The organism is Micromonospora matsumotoense, assembly GCF_900091525.1.
GTDB classification, from domain to species: domain Bacteria; phylum Actinomycetota; class Actinomycetes; order Mycobacteriales; family Micromonosporaceae; genus Micromonospora; species Micromonospora matsumotoensis.
In genome coordinates, this window is the sequence record NZ_FMCU01000028.1 from 15,637 (window position 1) to 37,227 (window position 21,591).

General features: G+C 67.6%; 15 protein-coding genes and 2 pseudogenes. 6 read left to right on the top strand and 11 right to left on the bottom strand.

Annotated features, from left to right (window positions below; all coding sequences use genetic code 11):
• Positions 1 to 4,122: 4,122 nt before the first annotated feature.
• The 6 genes and pseudogenes from GA0070216_RS36515 to GA0070216_RS31235 form a co-directional block, all read right to left on the bottom strand.
• Positions 4,123 to 5,223, bottom strand: a pseudogene (locus tag GA0070216_RS36515) (IS630 family transposase); the annotation flags it as partial.
• Between the two features lie 84 nt (positions 5,224 to 5,307).
• Complete coding sequence (locus GA0070216_RS31215) at positions 5,308 to 5,886, bottom strand: hypothetical protein (protein ID WP_141723252.1); 579 nt, start codon at positions 5,884 to 5,886, stop codon at positions 5,308 to 5,310.
• Positions 5,887 to 5,894: 8 nt separating this feature from the next.
• Positions 5,895 to 6,677, bottom strand: a complete 783-nt coding sequence (locus tag GA0070216_RS31220; RefSeq protein ID WP_141723253.1) for a hypothetical protein — start codon at positions 6,675 to 6,677, stop codon at positions 5,895 to 5,897.
• A 318-nt stretch (positions 6,678 to 6,995) separates the two neighbouring features.
• Positions 6,996 to 7,232: a glycosyltransferase gene (locus GA0070216_RS31225; RefSeq protein ID WP_091253669.1), complete on the bottom strand. Its 237-nt coding sequence runs from the start codon at positions 7,230 to 7,232 to the stop codon at positions 6,996 to 6,998.
• A gap of 208 nt (positions 7,233 to 7,440) precedes the next feature.
• Positions 7,441 to 8,460 carry a tyrosine-type recombinase/integrase gene (locus tag GA0070216_RS31230; RefSeq protein WP_245722858.1) on the bottom strand — a complete coding sequence of 340 codons (1,020 nt, stop codon included), beginning with the start codon at positions 8,458 to 8,460 and terminating at the stop codon, positions 7,441 to 7,443.
• Positions 8,457 to 8,783, bottom strand: a complete 327-nt coding sequence (locus GA0070216_RS31235) for an AbrB/MazE/SpoVT family DNA-binding domain-containing protein (protein WP_245722859.1) — start codon at positions 8,781 to 8,783, stop codon at positions 8,457 to 8,459. Before GA0070216_RS31235 ends, GA0070216_RS31230 begins: the two co-directional genes overlap by 4 nt.
• A gap of 748 nt (positions 8,784 to 9,531) precedes the next feature.
• Between GA0070216_RS31235 and GA0070216_RS36755 the strand changes: the two are divergent.
• From GA0070216_RS36755 to GA0070216_RS36760, 6 genes and pseudogenes are all read left to right on the top strand, one after another.
• Positions 9,532 to 9,626, top strand: a pseudogene (locus GA0070216_RS36755) (IS5/IS1182 family transposase); the annotation flags it as partial.
• A gap of 23 nt (positions 9,627 to 9,649) precedes the next feature.
• Positions 9,650 to 9,772, top strand: coding sequence for a hypothetical protein (locus tag GA0070216_RS36310; RefSeq protein ID WP_281190482.1), 123 nt, complete (start codon positions 9,650 to 9,652; stop codon positions 9,770 to 9,772).
• A gap of 322 nt (positions 9,773 to 10,094) precedes the next feature.
• A complete protein-coding gene (locus GA0070216_RS34875) occupies positions 10,095 to 11,111 on the top strand; it encodes a DUF6907 domain-containing protein (RefSeq protein ID WP_176739230.1) in 1,017 nt (338 codons plus the stop codon).
• 810 nt (positions 11,112 to 11,921) lie between these two features.
• Positions 11,922 to 12,929 carry a hypothetical protein gene (locus GA0070216_RS31250; protein WP_141723254.1) on the top strand — a complete coding sequence of 336 codons (1,008 nt, stop codon included), beginning with the start codon at positions 11,922 to 11,924 and terminating at the stop codon, positions 12,927 to 12,929.
• A 249-nt stretch (positions 12,930 to 13,178) separates the two neighbouring features.
• Complete coding sequence (locus GA0070216_RS31255) at positions 13,179 to 14,087, top strand: hypothetical protein (protein WP_141723255.1); 909 nt, start codon at positions 13,179 to 13,181, stop codon at positions 14,085 to 14,087.
• Positions 14,088 to 14,418: 331 nt separating this feature from the next.
• A complete protein-coding gene (locus tag GA0070216_RS36760) occupies positions 14,419 to 14,781 on the top strand; it encodes an endonuclease domain-containing protein (protein WP_141723262.1) in 363 nt (120 codons plus the stop codon).
• A gap of 83 nt (positions 14,782 to 14,864) precedes the next feature.
• Here GA0070216_RS36760 and GA0070216_RS31265 read toward each other — a convergent pair whose 3' ends face one another.
• Genes GA0070216_RS31265 through GA0070216_RS31285 form a run of 5 tightly spaced genes read right to left on the bottom strand, consistent with a single transcriptional unit; the run spans position 14,865 to position 21,516 of the window.
• A complete protein-coding gene (locus GA0070216_RS31265; RefSeq protein ID WP_091253688.1) occupies positions 14,865 to 15,893 on the bottom strand; it encodes a hypothetical protein in 1,029 nt (342 codons plus the stop codon).
• 40 nt (positions 15,894 to 15,933) lie between these two features.
• Complete coding sequence (locus tag GA0070216_RS31270; RefSeq protein ID WP_176739231.1) at positions 15,934 to 17,271, bottom strand: serine/threonine-protein kinase; 1,338 nt, start codon at positions 17,269 to 17,271, stop codon at positions 15,934 to 15,936.
• A gap of 29 nt (positions 17,272 to 17,300) precedes the next feature.
• Complete coding sequence (locus tag GA0070216_RS31275) at positions 17,301 to 20,393, bottom strand: coiled-coil domain-containing protein (protein ID WP_091253698.1); 3,093 nt, start codon at positions 20,391 to 20,393, stop codon at positions 17,301 to 17,303.
• On the bottom strand, positions 20,390 to 21,067 hold the full coding sequence (locus GA0070216_RS31280; protein WP_091253702.1) for a hypothetical protein: 678 nt from the start codon (positions 21,065 to 21,067) through the stop codon (positions 20,390 to 20,392). The genes GA0070216_RS31275 and GA0070216_RS31280 overlap by 4 nt, the downstream gene beginning before the upstream one ends.
• A complete protein-coding gene (locus GA0070216_RS31285) occupies positions 21,064 to 21,516 on the bottom strand; it encodes a hypothetical protein (protein ID WP_091253705.1) in 453 nt (150 codons plus the stop codon). The genes GA0070216_RS31280 and GA0070216_RS31285 overlap by 4 nt, the downstream gene beginning before the upstream one ends.
• Positions 21,517 to 21,591: the final 75 nt, after the last annotated feature.

Below are 21,591 nucleotides of genomic sequence, written 5' to 3' on the forward strand. Positions count from 1 at the left end.
GCGGTGCAGCACAGCCGGTTCACGGACTGCGGAGCGGGACTTGTTGGCGACTGCGCGCGTCCGTAACGTGATCGACGGCAGGTTCGCGGTGATGCTGTACCGACCCAGGTCGACGGGTCTCACCGTGGCAACTCTTCGCGGCGGGTGGCCGGGCGGGCGGGCCTCAGATGAGGCCCGCCCCCACCGCGTCTACCGAGGTCCGCGCCGGTACTCGTCTTCTTCGTGCTGGTCGACCATTGCTGCCCACACGTCCTCGTCTACCGGTGGCGGGGTGAGTGAAAACGGTGTGGCCTGCCCGGGGCCGAGCCCGCTGGATGCCTTTGCCTCGCGAACCTGACCTTGCAGCTTGGCGAGCGGTTTTGTCGATCGACATCCACGCGTAGTCGAGGCTTGATCAAGTCACGGCGGGGCGGCAGCAACGGTTCGACCTCGGCCCACAACTCGTCCGAGACGATCCACGGCGGATGCTCACCCCTCCTCACGTTCAGACAGAACGATCCTCACGTCCGCCCGGTTACGCCCAACCTCATTGAGTTAGGAGCTGTTAACCGGAAGCACATTCTCGCCCGCCATCCGTACGGGTCCTTATGTCGCTGGCCCGCGCTTTCCTTGCTAGCGTCATCGCCCGGGACAGCACATCGATGTGCGCCGAACCAGCCGAGGCGGGGGGATGAAGACAGGTAGGCGATGCCGGTGGCCTGACCGCGCGCCGGCCAGACACGGCGGGTGGTCCCAACGTCCGGCCAAGGCAAAGCGTTCCGGCGCATCACGGTTCGGATCATGACGGTGAAGAAGCCGGTCTCACCGGCGTCCACCGGCGGGGCCGGCACGCACTTCGAGTACCGGGTCGCCGCGATCGTCTACAGCCACCTGCTGACCGGCACGCACCCGCCAGGTCTCGTGGTACCGCTGGTGGCGGTGGGCCTTCAGCAACGGGTGCACGGTCATCTGCTCGACGACATCGTGCTGACCGCCGAACCCGGGCCTCATCCGTTGTGCATAGAGTTCCAGGTCAAACGCAGCCTCATGGTCACCGGCGCGGACCCGCCGTTCGTCGAGGTGGTGACGCAGTCACTGCACCAGCTTCATCGCCGCGGCGACGAGGTGGCTCGCGGCGACCTCGCCCTCGGGGTCGTGGCGCAAGGTGATCCGGATGCGTTGTCGCAGCTCGCGGCATTGAGCGAGCTGGCTCGTGGGCATACGACGCACGACCGTTTTGCCGAGCTGCTCGTCCGCGATGTCACGAACCAGAATGTGCGCAACCGCTGGGCTCACGTGCGCAAGGCGGTCGCGGCGGCGTTCGCCGAACAGGCGCCCGACCTGGGCGGGGTGGACTTCTCGGCGCATGCGTTCCTGTCGGCGCTGCACGTCTGGTGCGTGAGCGACAGCACCGACGGGGCGGAGTACCGCGCCGCCCTCGATCGTCTCGGGCCGATCGCGCAGTCGCTGGCGGTCAAGCCGGTCGACCTGTTCGAGCACCTGACCGCCCTGGCCCAAGGATGGGGTGTGGTGGCCGGCATTGCCGACGCCGGCACCGTGCGCCGCCATCTGCGCCGACGTGGGCTCGGCATGCGGACGTCGCACCCGGACGCCGCCGCGACCGGCTTCGCGGAACTCGACGCCGATGCGGTCGTTCGTGGTCCGATCGCCGCGCTCGAACTGGAGGGAGTCCGCGACGAGGCCGAACGCCGGTACGAAGCTGCGGACCCGGCCGCGGCGCAGCTGTTCGCCCAGATCGCAGAGCGGCTGGAGGAGCATGGCATGCTTCCGAACGCCGTGATCATGCGCCGGCGTGAGGCGGACGCCCGGCAACGGTCCGGGGCCCCAGACGACGCGGGCATCGTCCGGGCAGCTCTGGCGTGGGAACACCTCGACGCGGTGCAGCCGTGGCAGGCCGGGTTTGCCCTCCAGGACGGGCGGCAGCCTGGTTCCACGCGTGCGCTCGGACAGGCAGCGCAGCGGGTCGTCGCGCTCGCCGACGCCGCGGTCGGGGTCGCGAAGGGCGCCGATCTCGACGGGCTGATCAATGCCTTCGACGCCGCTGAGGACGCAGATCCGTACCGCGAGCGGGCGGCGGCGCTGCTGTGCGAGGAGGCCATCGCGGATGGCAGGCCCACGCTGGTGGCACAGCGCGCCACCACGCTCGAGTCGATCGCCCGGGCAGCCGCCCGTCAAGGCGAGGCTGCGTCACGACGGTGCGGCGCGCGGATTCTGATGTGCGTCGCCGACGCCACCGGGAATTGGGCGCCGCTGCTGCCCGAGATTCATCGCCGGCACGGCGGGGCGATGACGGCCTGGGCGCATGCCCGGTACGGCCGTTTTCTCGCGCTCAACGGCGACGGCGCCGGCGCGCAGGCACAGTACGTGCTGGCCATCGAGCGCGCCTGTGTCGCGAAAATGTTCGACGAGGCCGCCGACTGGCTCTACGCCGCGCGGATCGTGCGGTACTGGTACGGCGACGTCGCCGGGGACGATGACGAGCACCCTCTTGCCCAAGCGTTGCGCGCGAACGCCACGCCCAGCCGGCTTCCCGGATCGCCGCACACCGCCGAGCTCGCCATGAGCGCCATGCTGAGCAAGGACAAGCCCCGCGAAGCCGTCCAGCAGGCCCGCCGCTGGCGATGGCAAGCCGTCGTGCGCGGCTACCTGGCCGAGGAGCGCGAGGCCGTCGCGGCGCTCGGCACGCTGTACGAACGGGCGGAAGATCCGCGCTCGGCCGTTACCTGCTTCGTTCGGGCCGGATCGGATAGGCAGGCCGCAGCCGCCGCGCGAACACTCCCCGAAGTGCCCGCCGACCTCGGCGTGGACCTGCTCACCGCGGTCGAGGCGGGCCGCGCCGCCGCGTACGCCACGGTCGCGGCCGCGGCCGATCTGATCACCGACGAGCAGGCACGCGAGTGGGCGGACGCCGCCATCAGTGAGGTCGCCGGGCACCGTGCCGAACCGATCGCCGGCCCGTCGGCCCGGCTGGCGGCGTTCGACGCGCTGGCCGCCCTCGGCGGCTGTCTGAGCGACCAGCAGGTGGACTCGCTGCTCGTGATTCTCGACCCGCTCATCGACCGCGACTCCGACCACTACCGGTTCAGCGACAAGGCCGTCACGAAGATCCTCATCTCGATCGCGGGCCGGCGGCGGGAGGCCGTGGTGCTGCTGCTGCGCGCCCTGCTCGCCGATGAGCAGATGGCGGAGATCATCCTGCAGGAGGGCATCGAGGCTCTCACCGCGAACAGCAAGATCACCGAGGAACTACTCCGTCCTGCCGCGGCCACCAACGAGCATGCCTGCCTGGCGCTGATCCTCGCCGGTCTGGACACCGCACCGGTCACGACGCTCGCACAGCAACGAGTAAACCGATACCTGCTTCCCAGGGCTCATCATCCGGGCGTGACAGCCGTGTACGCCGGGTCCCAGCACACGGCGCTGCTCGCCTCGGTCCTCGACCCGGCAACCCGTCGACAGGTGGCGCAGGCGATGCTGGACATGGCTGCGGACGTCAGGGAAACCGCGTCGAGCCGGTACGACGGCCTAGCCGGGCTGACCGTGCTCGCCCCCCACCTCGACGAGCAAACCCGCGATGGCCTGCTCCCGCCGGTCCTGCACATGGCGCGCGGTGAGCACGACGACCACCTGGTCGACGACTTCTTCCGGCGCGGCGTGACGCTGACGGATCGTGCTCTGGAATGCGCGGCTCGGCTCGTCACCGGCGACGCCCGGCGCGCCGAGATCGAGCAGATCGGCATCGCCCTGCTGCAGACGGCTGACGAGCCCAGCCGGTGGCGGGCCGTCCGCGCCCTGTTCCTGACTCCCGCGGCCGCGACGACGCTCAACCTCGAGCATTGCGCGGTTCACCCGATTCCGGCAGTACGGGCACTTGCGGCCGTGCGGTGGGCACAGGACCCGGCCGTGCTGTCCCCCGCAGCCGCGATCCGGCTCGCCCGGGACGACGACTACCGCGTGCGGCGCAACCTGGCCCGCGCTATCCGTGATCATGCCGACGTCCACATCCGCGACGAGAACGCACTTGCGGTGCTTGATGCCCTGGCCAGCGACCCCCGAAGAAGCGTTCGTACCTGGGTCTCCCGGAAGCGGATGCCCGCTGAGACCGACACCCAGCCCACTGTCGGGTTGGCCCCAGCGTCGTTGGCGTTCGCTGCGGATTCGGGCTCGTTCGCGGCGTTGGGCGGTCAGGACGTCGGGGTGGCGGGCGTTGGCGTTGCGCCATCGCAGGTAGGCCTGCAGTTTCTGGGTCAGCGTCGGGTGGTTGGGGTGGTTCGAGCCGGCGATGACGAAGGTGCGTAGCGGTCCGAACTGGGCTTCGATCGGGTTGGCCCAGGAGGCGTAGGTCGGGGTGAAGCAGAGTTCGATCTTGTTCCGGGTCGCCCACGTGCGGATCTTGAGGCCTTTGTGCGCGGACAGGTTGTCCAGGATGACGTAGATCGGTGCCCCGTTCGGGCGGGCGGCTCGGATCGACTTGAGCGCGGCCAGAGTGTTCGCGGCGCTCTTGCGGCGTCGGACCACGCCCCAGAGTTGGTCGTCGCCGACGGAGTAGCAGCCGTGGAACTGCCGGACGCCGTGCAGTTTGTGGTAGTTCGCGGGCAGCCGGTGCGGGTGCCTGGCCGGTGCCCACCCGGTGCCGGCCTGCGGGCGGATCACCAGGGGCCCGAACTCGTCGAACGCGAACACCCGCTGTGGGAAGTGGCTGCTCACGTACTCGATCCGGGCGATTTTGGCGTCCCGGTGCGGGTCGGTGGACTCTTTCCACGTCTTCGTTCGTTGGAAGGTGATCCGGTGTCGGTGCAGGATCTGCCGTAGCCGTTCCCGCGCGATCCGGACCCGTCGAGCGGAGTGGACGCGCAGGTGGTCGGCGAGCTTGCGGATGCTCCAGCGGGTGAACGGCCGCCCCAGTCTCTCGGGGCGGGTGTTGGCCGTCTCGACGATGAACTGCTCCTCGTCAGGACTGATCTGGCGGGGACGGCCACCCGCCCACTGAGGGTCCAGGCTGGCCATCCCCATCTCGTTGAACCGGTGGACGACCTGCCGGATCGTGTCCTCATCGGCTTGCACGAGCCGGGCGATGGCCGGCACCGTGTTCCCGCCGGCCGAGGCGAGCACGACCATCGCCCGTCGCAGTCGGATCGGTGAACCGGTTCCCCGGCGGGTGATTCTGAGCAGCTGCTGACCCTCCAGGTCACTCAGCCGCCGCACGCGTACAGGATCTGCCACCGCCACAGCCTGACCAGCACGACGCCGTCCGGCCGACAGGCCGGACGGCGTGTCAACCAACACCGTGAACGTTCGTGGTCACGGCTAGGCGTTGCATCGGGCGTGCCAGTCCGCGCTGGCCCGGGTGGCGCAGAGGTAGGAGTTGCTGACCGAGACGTCCTCGGCGCTCAGATGGGTCTTCAAGGGTTTCCGGGCCAGCACCCCGTCAGCCGCAGTGGTCAGTTCGAACGTGTCGGTCGCCTCGATGGCTGAGCTGCCGGGATCGAACCCCGGCACCTCCCGGTTGCGCTGGTCCGTGTACCAGACCTTCGTATAGGTCCCGGTGAGGCCGGCGTTCGCCGGAGCGAAATGGAGGTTGGCATGGCCGGAACACATCTCCGGTTCCGGGTCCGTCATCGCATCAGTGCATGGGCCGGCATTCCAGGTTTCGACGCCGCTACCGTCGCTGTTGATGAGCAGCGTCGCGCCGTGAACGGCCCACCTGCCAACGAAGGGCAGAAATGCGGATTCGTCGGCCGCCGTGCTGGGGAGGCCCGGATCGACCGACCGGTTGCCCCTCGGGCCTTTCCGGTCATCGAGGTGCTGGCTCAGGAGCAGCACCGCACCCGCAAGGAGCACCGCGACGATCGCGACCACCGGCCAACTGCGGCGAATATCGTCCATGCAGCACCTCACCGGGGTTGACTGGCGCTGGTCCACTTCCGGGTACGTGGATCGAAGTAGTACGGCTTGGCTGCCGAGCCTCCGGTGAACCGGAACGGCTTGCCGTGGTCGTTGACGACAAGTTCGCCGGTCCGGCCGGCGGAGGCCCAGTCGATCTCGACGATCCAATCGACGTCGTGCAGGTGTCCGAGCGGAGCGAGCTCGAAGACTTCCACGTCGCTGGCGGACACCTGGTACGGGAACGAGACCGCCGGGATCTCGTTTCCCGCGGCGTCCTGGCCGTCTTGTGGGATCACCCGGATCGGGTCGGCGTCCAGGTCGTCGACGGCGAACCAGCGTGGCGAGACGCCGCCGCAGCCGAGGGTGGCCATCGCGGTGCCGGTGACCGCCGGCCGGCGCGTCAGTGCCTTGGCGCGTAGACCGGTGAGGACGACGGTGCGGTCGTCGCGCCCCTGTACCGTCAGGGTCAGTACCGTCCCGGCGGTCGGCACCCCGCCGTTGGCAGCCGCGAACCGGAGTTGCTCGTCCCGGCTGCCGGGTAGCGGTGCCAGTTGGTCGGCTGCCTTGGGGAACGCCCAGTTCAGGCCAGTGGAGCAGGCGTCGTTCGTCGGCGAACCGTACGAGACGGATACCACCGGTCCCTCGTCGGGCGTCGCCGACGGCGAGCCGACAACGGCGTTCCTGACCTTCTTCGCACCGGTGCCGATGGCCTCGGTGATCAGCGTCGTCATTGCGCCCGTCAACGCGACGACCAGAATGCCGGCCAACCAGACCACAGTTCTGCGATGCAAGGGAACAGGCTGTTTCTTGGTCGAATCCGGTGCCACTCGTCGACTGCGGTGCGCTTTACGTGACACGCGGCCCCCAACCGGATAGGTCCCGTCAGAGGGTAGCTTCCGCTGCAGTGGCACAGGGTCAGATGTTCGACAGCGGGGCAGGCCTCGTCCCGTGAGGACGTTGGGTACTGTCGACCGCGTCATTCATCGCCCTCTCCCAGCTGTTCTGCGGCACCTGCCTTGGAAGGGCGACGTTCAGCGGCTGGCGGCGGCGTTGAGGGCGGTGTGCCGGCGTCCGGCCCCGACGCCCACCGCGCCGCCGGCTGTCGTCGCCTAGCGGGTTGTCCACGGCGCTACCGTCCTCACAAACCGGCCCACCGTGGCGTCGTGGTCGAAGCGAGAGGCCATCTCGTCCTGACCTGCCCGGCGCATCCGGTCGCGGTGCTTCGGTGTCACGGTCAACGCGCGGTCGATGGCGGTCGCGCGCGAATCCGGCCGTCCCGGCTCGGCAATGAACCCGGTGACGCCGTCGTTGACCCGCTCGGCGAGCCCGCCCGCCGTGGTGGTCACGACCTGTGCAGCTGCTCCCCGCGCACGCGAGAGTGGTCCGGCGCGGCAGGCACGCCAGTTTCCCGGTTGCGGGCCGCTTCCCGCCCATGCGGGATGCGGGATCACCACGCCCTCCGGTGACCCCGCACCCCCGACCGCCACCTCTGGTGGCCGCGCAACCGCAGCGCTCAAGACCGCAGAACAGGCCCCGCACGCCCATTGCTGAAACTCATGTGAGGGGATGCGGCTCGTTCGTCAAGGCCGCCAACGCGGCGGCGACCTCCTGCAAACTCGCCCGGACATACGTGGTGGTCGTACCGGCATCACCGCCACTGTCGGCATGACCGGCGTAGGCACGGGCCACCGCGTAACCGAAGTTCCGCTCCACCCACGTCAACGTCGTGTGCCGCAACCAGTGGGTGCTGATCTGCTGCACGTACACCCACGGCAGATGCTCACCGATACGCACCCACAGATGGTCATACCGCCGGTAGGTGATCGGCTGCCCGTTGCGGTACCGCAGCAACTGGCCCCGCGCCGGAGCACGACGCTCTTCCGCGTGCCGCTGCAGATGCCGCATCAGTGTCGGTGACACCGGCTGCCACCGCACCGTGTCACCCTTCTCCCGCAACAGGATCAGACACTGATCCGGATCCAGATCCACCGGACGCAACGCCAACGCCCCACCCCGCCGGCACGCCGTCTCGGTGTGCAACCGCAACAACAGGCTGTCCAACACCGGATCATCACCCGTACCCGCCGCGACCGCGTTGATCTCCGCCAACCGGGCATCAGCCACTGCCCGCCTGGTGCTCACCAACCGCCGCGGCTTGGCCACCTTCACCGCCGGATTGTCCGCCGCCGCGACGAACCCGTCCGCCACCGCCCGCTTGTACAGACACCGCAACGCCGCGATCAGATGCTCCGCCGCACTCCGCCCACCCCGCGCATTGCGACGCGCCACCACATGCGTCTTGACGTACTCCGCCAGCCACTCGATCTCTGACGGGCTCGGCTCATCCAATCGCCGCTGCCCCCAGTGCTCCACCACCCGCTTCCAGTACGACCCGTACGCCCGCCGCGTGCCCGCGGTCACCGCCGCCGACACGACCGGCACGTACTCCGCGAACGTCGGTGCCACCGGCCGCACCGCCGCCGCCTCCACCAGATCAGCCGGCGAGATCCCCATCCGCGCCAACAGCAACCGGGCCGCGTCCAGCTCCGCCCGCCCCACCGCACCATCGGTCACGGCCGACCACCACCCAGGACAGCAGCGTGCACCGGGACGACCATCGCGTCCACGGCCGCCGGCGGATGCACCACCAACAACCCATCCGCAGGACAGGCCGCCAGCAGCACCCGGTCACCCGCCGCCAACCCGCACCACTGCCGCACCGCCGCCGGTAGCCGCAGATGACCCTGACCCGTCACCGTGAACACGCCCTGCCGATCCGCGCGGAACACCACCAGACCGGCACCCTCATGAACGTGCAGCCGGGTGCCCGGCACCCAACCGAGCGCCCGAACGACCCCACTGTCGGCGATCCGACCGCTGGCATCCAGCGCCGCCACCCCATAGACCATGCTGCCGGCACGAGGGGTCGGAAGATTCGGAAGCGGCAACGGTCGACGACGAAGAACCCCGTCAGAACGACCACCCGGTTTGCCCCGGCCCGCCAGCACGACCGGCGGGACAACGGGAGCGACCACAACGTCAGCCACGCCGACCACCCCCGCCCGAAGAGGGACCGGCCGACGTCGAGACGGAGATCAGATTGGTGTGGTCAAGCGTGCTTGACCACACGTACGTCATAGACAGCAGGGATGCTGCAAAAGTGTGTCCGAGGGGCAACACAAACCAAAACCCAACCGGGCCTTACGCTGGCGACGGCGATCCCGTTGATCTAGCTACGGCGTTCCGACGCCTCGGCGCTCTCGTGGTGTTACGACCCTGGGTCATCGGCTTTGCACGACATCCCAGCGCGGGCCCCGCTCCCTTCAGGAGCGGGGCCCGCGCGTCTGAACGCGGCAAACCCAAGCGGCGCGTTAAGCGGCTCATCCGCCGAGGCCACCGTTTGGGGCAATCTCATCGATATAGGTGACGTCCTCGGCGGTCAGGGCGAGTTCGGCGGACTACTGCTCAACGTGGTGCAGGAACGCGCTCGGGCCAAGCTGGTCCTGGCCGGGATGACCGAGGCTCTTCCGTTTGTTGGGTTTGGTCTGGGCCGATGGCGACTACGTCAATCGCGTCGGTGCGGGCCTGCTCGATTGGGCGCGTGCATTCGCTGGGGTCGACCTGCAGATCGTGGCACGCGACACCGACGTGAAGGGCTTCCAGGCGCTACCCCGACGGTGGGTAGTGGAGAAGACGTTCGCCTAGATGGACGGTGTAGACGGTTGGCCTACGACTACGAGCACAAACCGCTCATGCCGAGGCAATGATCAAGGTCACCATGATCCGGATGATGGCCGTCGGCCTGGCTGGCAAGGACGTCGATCCGCAGGGTCCCATCAAGACCACAGCAGCCGACGTCTCAACGACGGCCTCCAACGTCAGGTAGCCCTCCGGTTACCAACACGCTCTGAGCCCGCACACGGCGTCCGCTTCCGCTGGTGTGACCGACAGGACACTGGCTGACCGTGCGTGATGCAGCACGCCGTACCGTGGAGGAGTTCATCATCCCAATGGCCCTACACCCGAGCATCCCCCAATTCGCTAACCCCGCCGCCGCCGACCAGTCGAGCCCACCTCGGCCTCGACCTGCGGCCAACTCCGAAGCGATCAACGAACCCGGACGGTCCACGCCGCCGTCGGCGCCTACGGTCGCGCTGGACGCGACGGCAGGGGCTGTCGCTGCCGGGATCGCAGATCCAATCTGGTGCGTGCATGGCCATTTCGAAGATGACCGGCGCGTAGATCGCCGCCACCAGAGCGACCGGGTCGCAATGCGACTGTCGCTGGCCGAAGCTGTTGACCTTGGCGAATGCCCACCCCGCCTACACCGGTGGGTGCCGGCATCGTTGTTCATCCGGCTTGTGCAGCGCCTTGATGAGATTCACCCTGCGATCGCCCTGTACCGCGATGCCACTGCCACCGAGGCATGGGTGAGATGCACGCCGGCGGAGGCGGAACGGCTCGCTGACCTGCTTGGCCACGCCGTTGGGCTCGCAGAAGCGCCGTTGCCCACCGATGGTGCGTCGGACGGCCCATTCTGGCAGGACACCGCATGCCCATCCTGGTGCGAAGGTGGTCACCTACCCGAGGACGCCTACGAGGACCGCCTACATTCCGGCGGCCTACATTCCGGCGGCCTGCCTTCCGGCGGTCGAACCCTGATTGACCTGCTGCTCGAGACGGCCGCCGAGGGAATCCCAGAGCAACTGGAGGTAACCGTCGCCCAGCACTACCGCTCCACCACGGCGCGCGTGCACGTCATCAAATCCGAGCAGGCCGAGTTGCGGCTCACCCCGGCAGAGGCACGTACCCTCGCCGCACACCTGCTGAAGCTCGTTCGGGCCGCAGGTCTACCCGTCGAAACGACCTGGCCGTGGAATCCCATCGAGGGCATGACCGTTGGTGGCGATCCGGCCTTTCCCTGCCCTCACCGTCACCCCTGGTGCAGTGGCCACAACAAGACTGAGATCACCGAGTATCGCCAACTGGGCAGCCACCTTCTGCACAGCGGCCCCATCACCAGCATTCCGATCACCACCTCCAGCAGCCCCGGCAGCATCGACATCAGCATCAACAGCCTCACCGACCGCGCGCAACCCCTCGCCTACCTGCAACTCCTCGGCGGAGATGGCGGTGCCGAACTCGACGCCACCGCCATCGACCAGACCATTGCCGCCCTGCAATTCACCAAGAAGTTCCTCCTCGAAGCTCAGCCAGGCAGCTGACGAGTAAGTCAGACCAGACAGCAGCAAGTCCTTCGCCGGGGTGCTGGACACCCAGGGACTGGCCAGCACTCACCCGGAAGTGGCCGAACCCGTCGCCGCGCAACGCGGTGTGCGCTGACTTCGTCAGGCGGTTGCGCGTCGACTTGGACGCATCCGTGCTCAGCTTTGGATGCTAGAGCCGTCGGGAAGATCGAAGGATAGTGTAGCTGTCCCTTAAGCCTGCGAGGGTGGTGGCAAGTACCGTGACCGGATGCCCCTAGCCACGATAGGCAATTCGCGGCCGACTTGCGCCGCGACCAGGATCTGTCGCGGCGGTCGCCGCATCGCGAGGTGCTGCCCCGGCTCCCGCCCACCGATCCGGGCCCCTCGAACGGAGAGCGTGCCGCACCAGTAGGAAGTACTATGTCGCCGACGTGGCAGATCAAGGACACTTCTGGTCGTCGGCACTTACGCAAGGTTGCATCCATCGCCCATGATAGACGTCGTGTCCAAACGACAGTTGACCGTCTGCGCCCTCGTTCTGATGATCGTCGTCTCGCTAGTAATGATCTCTAGTGGGAGCCTCGATGGCGCTGCGGCCTGGGCAAACATCATCGCGTTACCGGTAGCGATCGTCGGCGTCATCTTAACGATTCGAAGCGCTAGCGGTTCGGCATCCTCGCCTGGCGCTCGGGATCAGGACACCTCGAGCGGCCCAGCGAAGTCGGGCAGGGACAGTCCCGTCGTCAACCAGGTCGGGTTCAGTGGTGGGCGTCAGGCTAACGTCGCGGGCGACTACTTCGAGCGAGGCCATGACGATCGCGAGGGCAGGTGAGCGTGGCAGATCGGCAAACTGGATTTGGTGGCGAACGTCAGGCCAACGTCAAGGGGTCCTACTACGAAGGGAACGTTGATAAGAGCACCCACACGCATCACCATTACGGAACCAGTTCTAATCCCGACTCTAGCCAAGATGAGGCAACAGAGTCTGGCCCGGGAAATGGCGCGGCAGCAGCCGCAGGCGGCGGTGGACTGGGCGTAATCGTCGTTCTTGCTGTCTTGGGCTACTTCATCCTCGGCGGAGATGAGCCGTTCCCGGCGACATCAGATCCCTGGCCGGGCGAAGTGAAGCAGGAGGCTGTGGTTGCCGCTGTAGGTGTCTGGCTCGACAAATGCGCCAAGTCAGCGTCTGCGGCCCCGGCCAATTGCCCGCAATCCATCATCGAGACCTCGAACGTCTCCAAGGTCCATTGGAACTTCCACGGCAACCCCCTCGAAGCTGCGGTCATCCACTACACGGAGGCAGAGAGCCGCTTCGACATGCTCGGCACCGTCATCGTGACAGCGGACTACACCGCGGCGAAGGAACTACGCCGCGCCGTGACGCCAGCAAAGTTCTGGGCCAAGGTCAAGTGGGCCGATGGGAAGCTTGACGTCCAGGAGATCAAGGAACACTCGGCCATAGGCGACCCCGATGTAATGAAGCAGGATCCCAAGGTGCCATGGGAGCTGGTCGCGGCGAAACTGAGCGACGCGTTCACACGCTGCGTGCGCGGCGCGAAGTCGGCCATGCCCGCCGGATGCCCCGAGTGGAGTCCGCCGTCGGGCGCCGAGAAGATCAATTGGTCTTTCACGGGTGATCCACTCCTGACCGCTCGCGCCACCTTCGATCCGAAGTTCGCGATCTACCGCGTCAAGGGCACGTACGAGTTGGCCGTGCGCTACAGCTGGCTTGGAACCACGAAGACCGACACTCGCGATCCCACCTACGAAGCTTGGATAGCTCCGACAATGGCAGGGCCAGTCGTACTCCAGATCAAGGACACGACCACGGCCTAGGTCTGATCGTCATCTATGTTCTTGGACGACGGTCCGGTCGATACCTGACCGAGAGCAACCTCCATCGGTGCGGACGTGGCCAGGGGATGGGTTGGCCGGTAAGGGCGGTCGCGGCGGCTCGGAGGGTCGACCTTGAAGATGTCGCGAAGGTCGTGGGTGGGGGTGCTGACGCCAGCGGCGGCTGGTCGCGCCAGATCGGCGACCCGCGAACTGCTCGCCGTGGGCCTGTTACGCCCGATATCGTGCGGCATGAACGATCCCGTGCCGCCTCTGCCTGCGCTGCTGGCTGATCTCGCCGGCCCCCGAGAACGGATCATCGATGAGCACATGTACCGGCTACCACCGCAGGCAAACAGGCAGGGAACATTCCGCCTGCAGCTGTTCACCGCCCCCGGACTGCGCCCGGTCGCGATCGCCACACAGAAACCTGGCACCGGTGAAGGCGCTTCGCTGACCAACGCTGCTGAGACGTACGCCGCGACGGTGTGGCAGCAGCACTTCCCCGACGACCCGGAGCCGCCGATCTGGCTCGCCCACATGATTATTGACGACATGCGGGACCTGACAATGGTGACGTTCACCGTAGACCCGGCCAAGCACACCCTGCGCGAGCCTCAGTGGCGGCAGATATCACCGACCTCCGTTGACGCGCTCGTCGGCGGACCTGTCGACCTGGAACGCGGGAGCGGCTTCACCCCGCCCGAGATCGAGCCAGACCCGGAACCTACGTATGTGGCCCGATGGGTGATGATGCTGCCGCGCCCGGCGCCGTTCCGTAAGAACGGCTGCATGGCAGCCGGGGTGCCGTGGTGGCGCCGCCTCGGCCGCCAACTCGTGCCACGGCGAGGCGGGCGTGACTGCTGCTGGTACCACGGCGGCGACTGGCACACCGTGTCCAACCTCGCCATACGCCTTGCCGCACAGGCTAAGGCCTCCGGCGTCAGCTTCGAGGACACGCCGCCGTACGTGCTCGACCACCCAGATTCACAGGGCCTCACCGAGTGGGAACGCGAGGCCCTGCTCTCGCTCATGGTCGACACGATTCGCCCGTATGCGCCTTGGCCGCGCCGCGAGGGCTACAACAACGGCCAGCACCGCGCCCAGGCGCTGCTCGATGCTGGCGTGCGCCGGATCCTCATCGAACACCTCGCGGAATGAAGACCAGCCGTCGGTGCTCTACTCCTGGATTTGACACTCTTCTGCTGCTCGACGACGGCGTGGCCCAGCAGCTACGGCACCGGTGGACCCGCCAAACCCGATCCGTCGTCAGAGGGCTGAGCGGGAAGGCACTTGACGTCGAGTCAGCCACTCGGTGCGCCGGGCCATTCGCGCACCGCGTCGGCGCAAACTCGTGCCAAATCACGCGTTCGCCGTTAAACGCCGTAGTTGGCCGCAAGGATCCGCTGGATCATCGCCGTCTGACCTACCCCCGCCAAGTAGACAGGAACCCGTGACCACCAATTTCCCCGACGCGACACGCGTCAGCCTAATGAGGGCGAAGGAGGGCTGGGGCGCCGTATGCGCCATCCGGCTCCCCGCCGCCCGGACCTTGGCCCGGTACCGGCTCACCCCCGACCGGTACCGGGCGCTTCGGGCCGCTCAAGACGGGATCAGCGCCATCTGTGGGCACGTCACCCCCGATAAGCCGCTGGTGATCGACCATGACCACATCTGCTGTGCCGTCGTCAACAAGCAGCGGACGTGTGGAATTTGCGTGCGCGGGCTTCTATGCCCCGGGTGCAACGGCTGGCTCGGCGAGTTCGAGCTACGGGGGCGGCTTCATGGCTGGGACGACGGCGGCCAGTGGGAGGCGGCAGCACGGTCGTACCTGACGCGGGCGCGCCGCGCTTGACAGCTGATGCCACCGATGCGGCAACGGTCCACTCCAGGTGAGCCGCTCGACCCGCTGCCCAGCGGCCGCCGGCTCCTTTGTATCTACAGAGGCGGACGTGCTGGGGCTGCAGGGAGCAGACCCAGAGACCTCAGTATGCGTCCGGTATCGGCCCCATCAATGATCATGTAGAAACGGGGGTGCCGGGCGTCGTGAGCGTAGGCATCCATCATGCCAACCACGCTCGACTTGATCTGGTGACAGTGCTGCAGAACGAGTAGCTCCGCGGGCTCGGTGAACAGCCGGTCGATCTGGTCACCGTTCTTGCCCAGAGCCTTCACGTCCATCGCGCGAGGGAAGCCCGGTCCCTTGAACAGCCATGCGGCCGACAGCTGGCGTCCACGGGCAAACACTCGCGAGGTGTAGAGGTCGGAGCGTTCGCCACCCCAATCTTTCGGAACGTACGGCTCGCCGAGCAGCTCGGCAAAAGCGCGCTTCACCGTGTCCTCCGGCACACGCAGCACCGCTTCACCCTCGGCCTCGGCGAAGGGAGATGCGAAGTCGATCCCGCTGAACTGGCCGATATCGCTGGGGTAGACCCGCGCTCTCGGCGCTGAAGCTACGGCGGGAAGGTCGTCATCGACGAACGATCTGATTCCGATGAAGACCGGCCTGAGCTCGACCTGCTCCGCGCTGAGATTGGTGACCGTCCCGATCAGGTAAACCCGTCTGTTCCCGGCGAGGCTCCCGGACGCGGAGGAACTGGCGATTCGTGCCGCGTTGAATGTTCCGGTGACACGCATCGGCTCGCCCGCGTCGAGCACCGCCGTGAAGCTGGCTGGCTTAAAGCCTGGGGCATCGCGATCCCGGTCTCGCTGGAACTCAAACTGCAGCTCGGTGCCGACAACTTGCCCCGCACGTAGGTCCCGCTCCAAGACGCGCCTGGCCAGTTCGCCGATTCCCAGCGAAGAGAGCGCCTGGGCGAATTCTGCGGCGAGCACGTAGGGCAGCGCTGCTTCGGGATCGCTCCTGCGGGCCGCCCGCGCCCGTGCGGATTCCGTCCGGTGCTCTCCGAGTAGGGACTGAACCTGGTCCTGGTGCAGGAAGTACGGCTCGAGCGCAATGCGCGTCATCGACGAGATGATCCTTTCGGTCGGGACGGCGAGGGAACGGTCACGGGATGTCCTTGAGCAGGCGGAGGAATTCGTCCACGTCCTGCGGCCGGTCGGTCGGCTTGTGGTGGGTTGCCTCCGCTACTACAGCTCGCCATGGTCCGCCGGCGGGCAGCAGCAGGACATTCTGCTCCGGTCGTTCCCCGGTCAGGATGGCTGCGATGAGCCGCCCGATGCTGTAGATATCGGCGGCGGCCGTGACGTTATGGGGGTTTCCGGACGACAGCTCCGGTGCGGCGAATCCCTCGGAGCCGAAGCCGGTGCCGGTCCGAGTTCGGCGCGGAATGCTGGTTTCCCCTCGGGGCTGTCGGCCTAGCCCCCAGTCCGCCACAACCCACTTGCCGTTCAGGAGCAGGACGTTGGCTGGCTTGATGTCGCGGTGGATCCGGTCGTCGATGTGTGGGCGGCGCAGTCCTTCGCAGACTGCCGTGACGAGGTCCCGGACGGCTCCTGGTTCCCGCTGTAAGCGATCCACGTGGCTAGCGGCACTGCCGATCGCGAGCGGCATGACGAACCACCGCCCGTCTGGGTCGGAGTCCAGGACCGGCATGACGTTCGGGTGCTCCCCGTAGAGGAGCCCGATGGAGACCTCGCGGCGCATGCGGTGTACGGCGTCTTCATCGCCGTAGCGGAGCTGCTTCACCGCAACGGGGATGCGGGTGTGTTTGTGCACGCCGCTGTAGACCGCGCCCTGACCACCTTCAGCGAGCGGCTCGTGGTCCCTCTCGTAATCCGACTTCGTTCCGCGCTTGAGCCAGCGCACCGCGGCCCACGGCGCGGCCCTACCCGTGTCGGTCATAGTGTCGTCGGTGAGGAAGGCGCGGGTGGCCTCGATGACGTGGTCACGGTAGGGTCCGTCCCGTTGTGCTCTGAGTATGGCTACCAGTGGCCCGGCGGTCGGATAGTGAGTGAGCTCGGCAGCGAGACGGCATGCCTCGTCGTCCTGAGCGGCCCGGCGCACGGCGCGCTGGCTGTTTTGTTCTTGCCGGGCCGCGTGCAGGTCAGGATGAGGGGCCCAGCCACGGGGTGGCAGGACTACGCGGGCGTCGCGGAAGTCGCATTCGAGGATGATGCAACCGTTGCGCGCTAGCTCTGCGGCTATATCTTGGGCGCGGTCGCCGAACTTGGTCAGCGCAGATTGCCACCGACGGGAGCCTTTGGTGGCGAAGGCCCACTGGCTCTCGGTCAGGCCGCCCGGGCGGTGCGGTAACGGGAAGCCTTCCGGTTCCAGAGTGACGCGCGTGATCTTCGGATTTCCGTTGCGGTCGGTGTTGTAGCTGCCGTCAGGTAAGGGGACGGCGTACGTGGTGAGGCCGGGGTAGACGCTGAGGTGGCGCATTGCGAAACCTCGCGGGCTGGGGCGGGCGGTCATGCCGGCTCGCGGTACCCGTTGCCGGTCAGCCAGGCACGGAGCAGTTCGACACGCGGGGCGTGCTCGTCATAGCCGACGACGACGGGCTGCTCGTTGTACGGGCTGGAGTCTGAGCTGCGGCGCAGCTTGACGTACTGGCCGCAGGCGTCGATGGCGTAGGTCTCCATGTCGTCTTGCAGTGCCCCGACGACTGTGATGCCGCTGTCCCTGCCTATCTGCCCGAGCAGGGCGACCGCCTCCCTGCGGTGTTGCTTGCCGAGGTTGCGGCCTAGCTCGTCTAAGACGAGTACCAATGGGCGGCCGGTGCCACTCGCGGCCGCAGCGGCACAGACCAGCTTGATCGCCCGGTCGTCGATCTGTGCCGTGTTGGCCCGCCGGTCGTAGGGGATGTGGCGCCTCCCCTCGGCGCGCCGCCACATCGGCGTGACTTTCCAGCCCCACGCCTCGGTGGGGTCGGCTGGCGGCGGAGGATCCTCGTAATGGAGCGAAGCTCCGTACCCGCCGTAGGCCCCATCGAGCCGGTCAAACTCGGCCGCCACGTCGGCCAACGTCTTCTTGATGGCGGAGGTGAGCGCCCCTCGGTAGGCGCGGCTGGCCTGAACCGCCTCCTCGTGGCCGATCCGCGCAGCGGCGAGACTCTTGTGCCGTTCCTCGCGCTGGATGGCGATCTGCTGGCGCTCGTATTGGTCGGTGCCTTCCTGCTGGCGAAGGTAAACGCGAAGTGCGCGGAGCAGTGGGGCAAAGGCGACCTGCGCCCGTCGGCTGCTGCCGGGCCCACGCTGGCTGGACTCTTCCAGCAGGCCGGTGATCTCCATCGGCATCGTGTCCGACGCGGTGGGAGGGAAGCACTCAGATATCGCGGTGCTGATCAGGTCCTTGGCTTCCTCCCACCAGTCGTCGGCCGACCAGGACTGCTGGTTGTCCGGCAGGGTGCGCAGATACTCGCTGGCAGAGTCGGGGGTGCCGTCCCATCGGACGATGAGTTCTGGCAAGCCGAGCTGCGATTGTTCTTCCTCGAGCTTCCCATGCTTCTCACGCCGGGTCTTGTTCGTGTTGTCGAGGGTGGTCTTCTGACGCTGCAGTGACTCGATCTGCTGCTGGCGGACGCCTGCCAGGCGGAGCACCGCGTCCCGCTCGGCTTGCGCGGCACTGAGCGTCGGGGCGAGTTCCCCGCGCGCTTGTCTGGTGGCCTGGTCCTTTTTCCGCAACGTGCCAGCCTGCCCTTCCAGCTGGTATGCCTCCGCTGCCGCTCGTGCGCCCTTTTGCCGACGCTCAGCGCTAATTACCTTTTGCCCGGCGGCATTCCGTGCCTTGACGGCGTCCTCGTGCGCCGTGGACCTCTGGCGGACCCTTTCGCGGGCAGCCGCGATGCGGGTGGCGCGGCCGGTTGCGGGCTGGCTGAACCCGCCGACTACCACGATCCCGGCGTCGTCGTAGACCCGGTCGGGGTCGCTGCGGGCTGTGGTCCGAGCGTGCAGGGCTGCGAGGAAACCACTCACGTCGTACTCTGGATCGGCGCTGCCCGGGAGCCTACCGGGCGCTGACGAGGCGCGGTTGGCAGCAATCAGGATCGAGCCAGGTATGCCCGCCAGGAGTTGGCTGGCTCGGTTGAGCTGCTCTGAGTCCACGACCGCCGCCTCGCGGTAGGGCCAGAGGGCAGCTTCCCAACGGGCCCGGTCCGGCTCGTCAAGGACAACGGCATCCAAGAGGCCGATAGCGCCGATTCCCTCGGCCGCGAGGATCTCAATCTGTTGTTGGGCCAGATCCCGACCGCTTTCCGCGTCTCGCAGGCTTGATTCGGCGTCGGAGAGCGCCTTCTCTGCCACGCCGACCGCCTTGACCGTGTCTTCCAGAGCTGCGTCCGCTTCGGCGCGCTCCCGTTCGGCTGCCTGCTCGTTGCGGCCGTCAGCGTCACGGGCCGCTTCCCTGGCTGCGCGCAGCAGGCGGTCGATGTCCTCGATCTGCTGTTCCAGCGTCGCGATTTGGTTGCCCAGCTCGCGGTCGTCGCTGTCGAGCTTGCCGAACGTGCTCATCGCCGCCTGCTGCCGTCGCGTGAACGCCTCGTCATCGGCCAGCTCCGCCGCCTGCCTGGCTAGCTCTTGCGCCGTGCGGATGTCCCGGTTGATCACGGTGTCGATCTCGGCGATCTCGACCTGGATGTCGGCGTCACGCTGGAGGGCGTCGCATAGTAGCCGTGCCGTGCGCGACCGCCATCGATCCGCCGCTTCCACGACGAGCTCGCGCGCCCGGTCCCGGGCGTCGATGCCATCCTCAATGACCTGGGCGCTTTCCTCCCAGGTAGCAAGGTCGGACTCGGCGCCGCTGGCCTCCTGCCGGCGGTCATACTCGTGGCGGCGTGCCTGGCGTTCCTTCTCTAGCTCGGTGTCGATGCCGGTGAGCGCAGCGATCGCCTCGAAGATCCGCCGCTCTGAGATCTCGTTCAACGGTTGGGCAAGCAGGTTTGGGGCGGCGCTGGCCCGCACCGACGTCGACAGGAACGACACGCACCGCACGTGCTCGCCGTAGAGGGTGCGCGGAAGGTCACGGGCCGCCACGTCCTGCCGCCCGGCCCGCGGGGGCAGGGCTTGCCAGACCGAGTCAGCGGCCTGCTCCCGCTCAGCCTCGCTGTCCCCAACGGGTAGATGCAGCCCGTCCCGCCAGCGCAGCTTCAGCCGGGGACCTTTTTGGTTACTGCGGTCGATCCGTATCCAGACGGTCAGAGCGCAGGCCTGAAGCTGGTCGAGAGTTCCGGCGGCCGGAGCGAACACGCCGATGAGGTACCCATGGTCGGCGTTGCCCCAGCGGTCTTCACCGCCAGCGTCCTCAGAGTTAAACAGTAGATCGACCGCAGCGGGCGCGCCGGAGCCGAATCGCCACTGCTCATCGGCGTGCAGCAAGCTGATCTGGGCCAGCAGCGACGATTTCCCCGCCCCATTGGAGTCCTTCGGCCCCTGCCCAGCCACGGCTATTAGAGTGCCTGCGGCGACTGGGATGGGATGCGTGGACAGTCGGGAGATTCGCACGCTCTGCAGACCGACCAGGACGCGGTCACCGACGATGTCCTCCCCTTGCGGCGTGCTGCCGCTCATGAGCCGCTCCTCTGGGAGGTTGTCACTTCTGGGCGGCCCAGCCTCCGGCGGACCGTGATCGCCGTAGCGAGCGCGGTATCCGGGCCTACGGCAAGGATCAGGTTCTCCTGCAGGCGCTTGCGCGCGGCTGGAGTGAGCCGGCGCAGCGCCGGCCCGGGGACGTAGGAGGCGCCAGCCATCTCAGAATCGGCGCCGCGCACCAAGCGGACGAGGCCGGCCGCGCGCAGCCACTGCAGGGCATCGGACAGGCGTCGCTGCCCGCGAACCTGCGACAGCTTCCGCAGATGGGTCGGTGTAGTCGGATGGGTCGACTGCCAGTCGTCGCCGGCCAGGCGACCCTCTGCCCGGGGGATCGCAACGGAGTGGATCAGCACCAATATCAGTGCGGCCCGCTCCAGTGGTGGCAAAATCCCCCAGCCGTTTGCCGCGAGTACTGCGGCGATATCGTCTCGGTATCCCGATGTCCACAGGTAGGCGCCCGCACGGACGAGCGTGCGACCGGTCCTTTGCAGCATCTGGTCAAGCAGGTGGCGTAGCGCCGCGTCCCGGAGTGCGGGCAGTGCGGCCTCGCTGGCGGGCTCGCTGCCGTACTCAAGCGCGGCCCAGGCCGAGACCAGCGCGTCGCGCTGCTTGTCGCCGAGCGGCTGGAGCAGGTCATCGAACAAGCCGCTCACCGGTCTGGCTCCCGGTCGGGCCGCGGGGGTGGCAATTCTCGGCACAGTTCCCGTAGCGCCGGCAGGTCTTGGTCCGGCCATGTAGCCACCCGAGGGCCGAGGCAGACCCTCTGCACGTCGTCATCGATATCCAGCCATCGGCTGGCATTCAGGCGGCGGAACGCCCCCATCCCGAAGCGGTGCAGCACCTCCTCCCCTCGTCCGGGCGTGAGCTGATCCACCACGTCCAGCACCTCGCGCATCGTCGCCGGCTGCCCCGGCCACGGGCTTGCCTGGATGTCGGTCCAGCAGCAGCGCAGTGCCGCGGCCAGGACCCGCCTGGTCTCATTCGGAAACTCCACTGGAAGCACCTGCATCCGCAGCTCGCGCAGCATGGCCGGTGTCACGTCGTCGGGCGGGCGGGTTAGCAGCCAGCAGTGCTCACCGTCCCGTTCCACCAGCCGGAGCATGCCTGCCGGGGTTCTGGTCACTGACGGCACACGCAGCGGCCCCTCGGCCCGCGACCTCGCCCACCATAGCGCCGC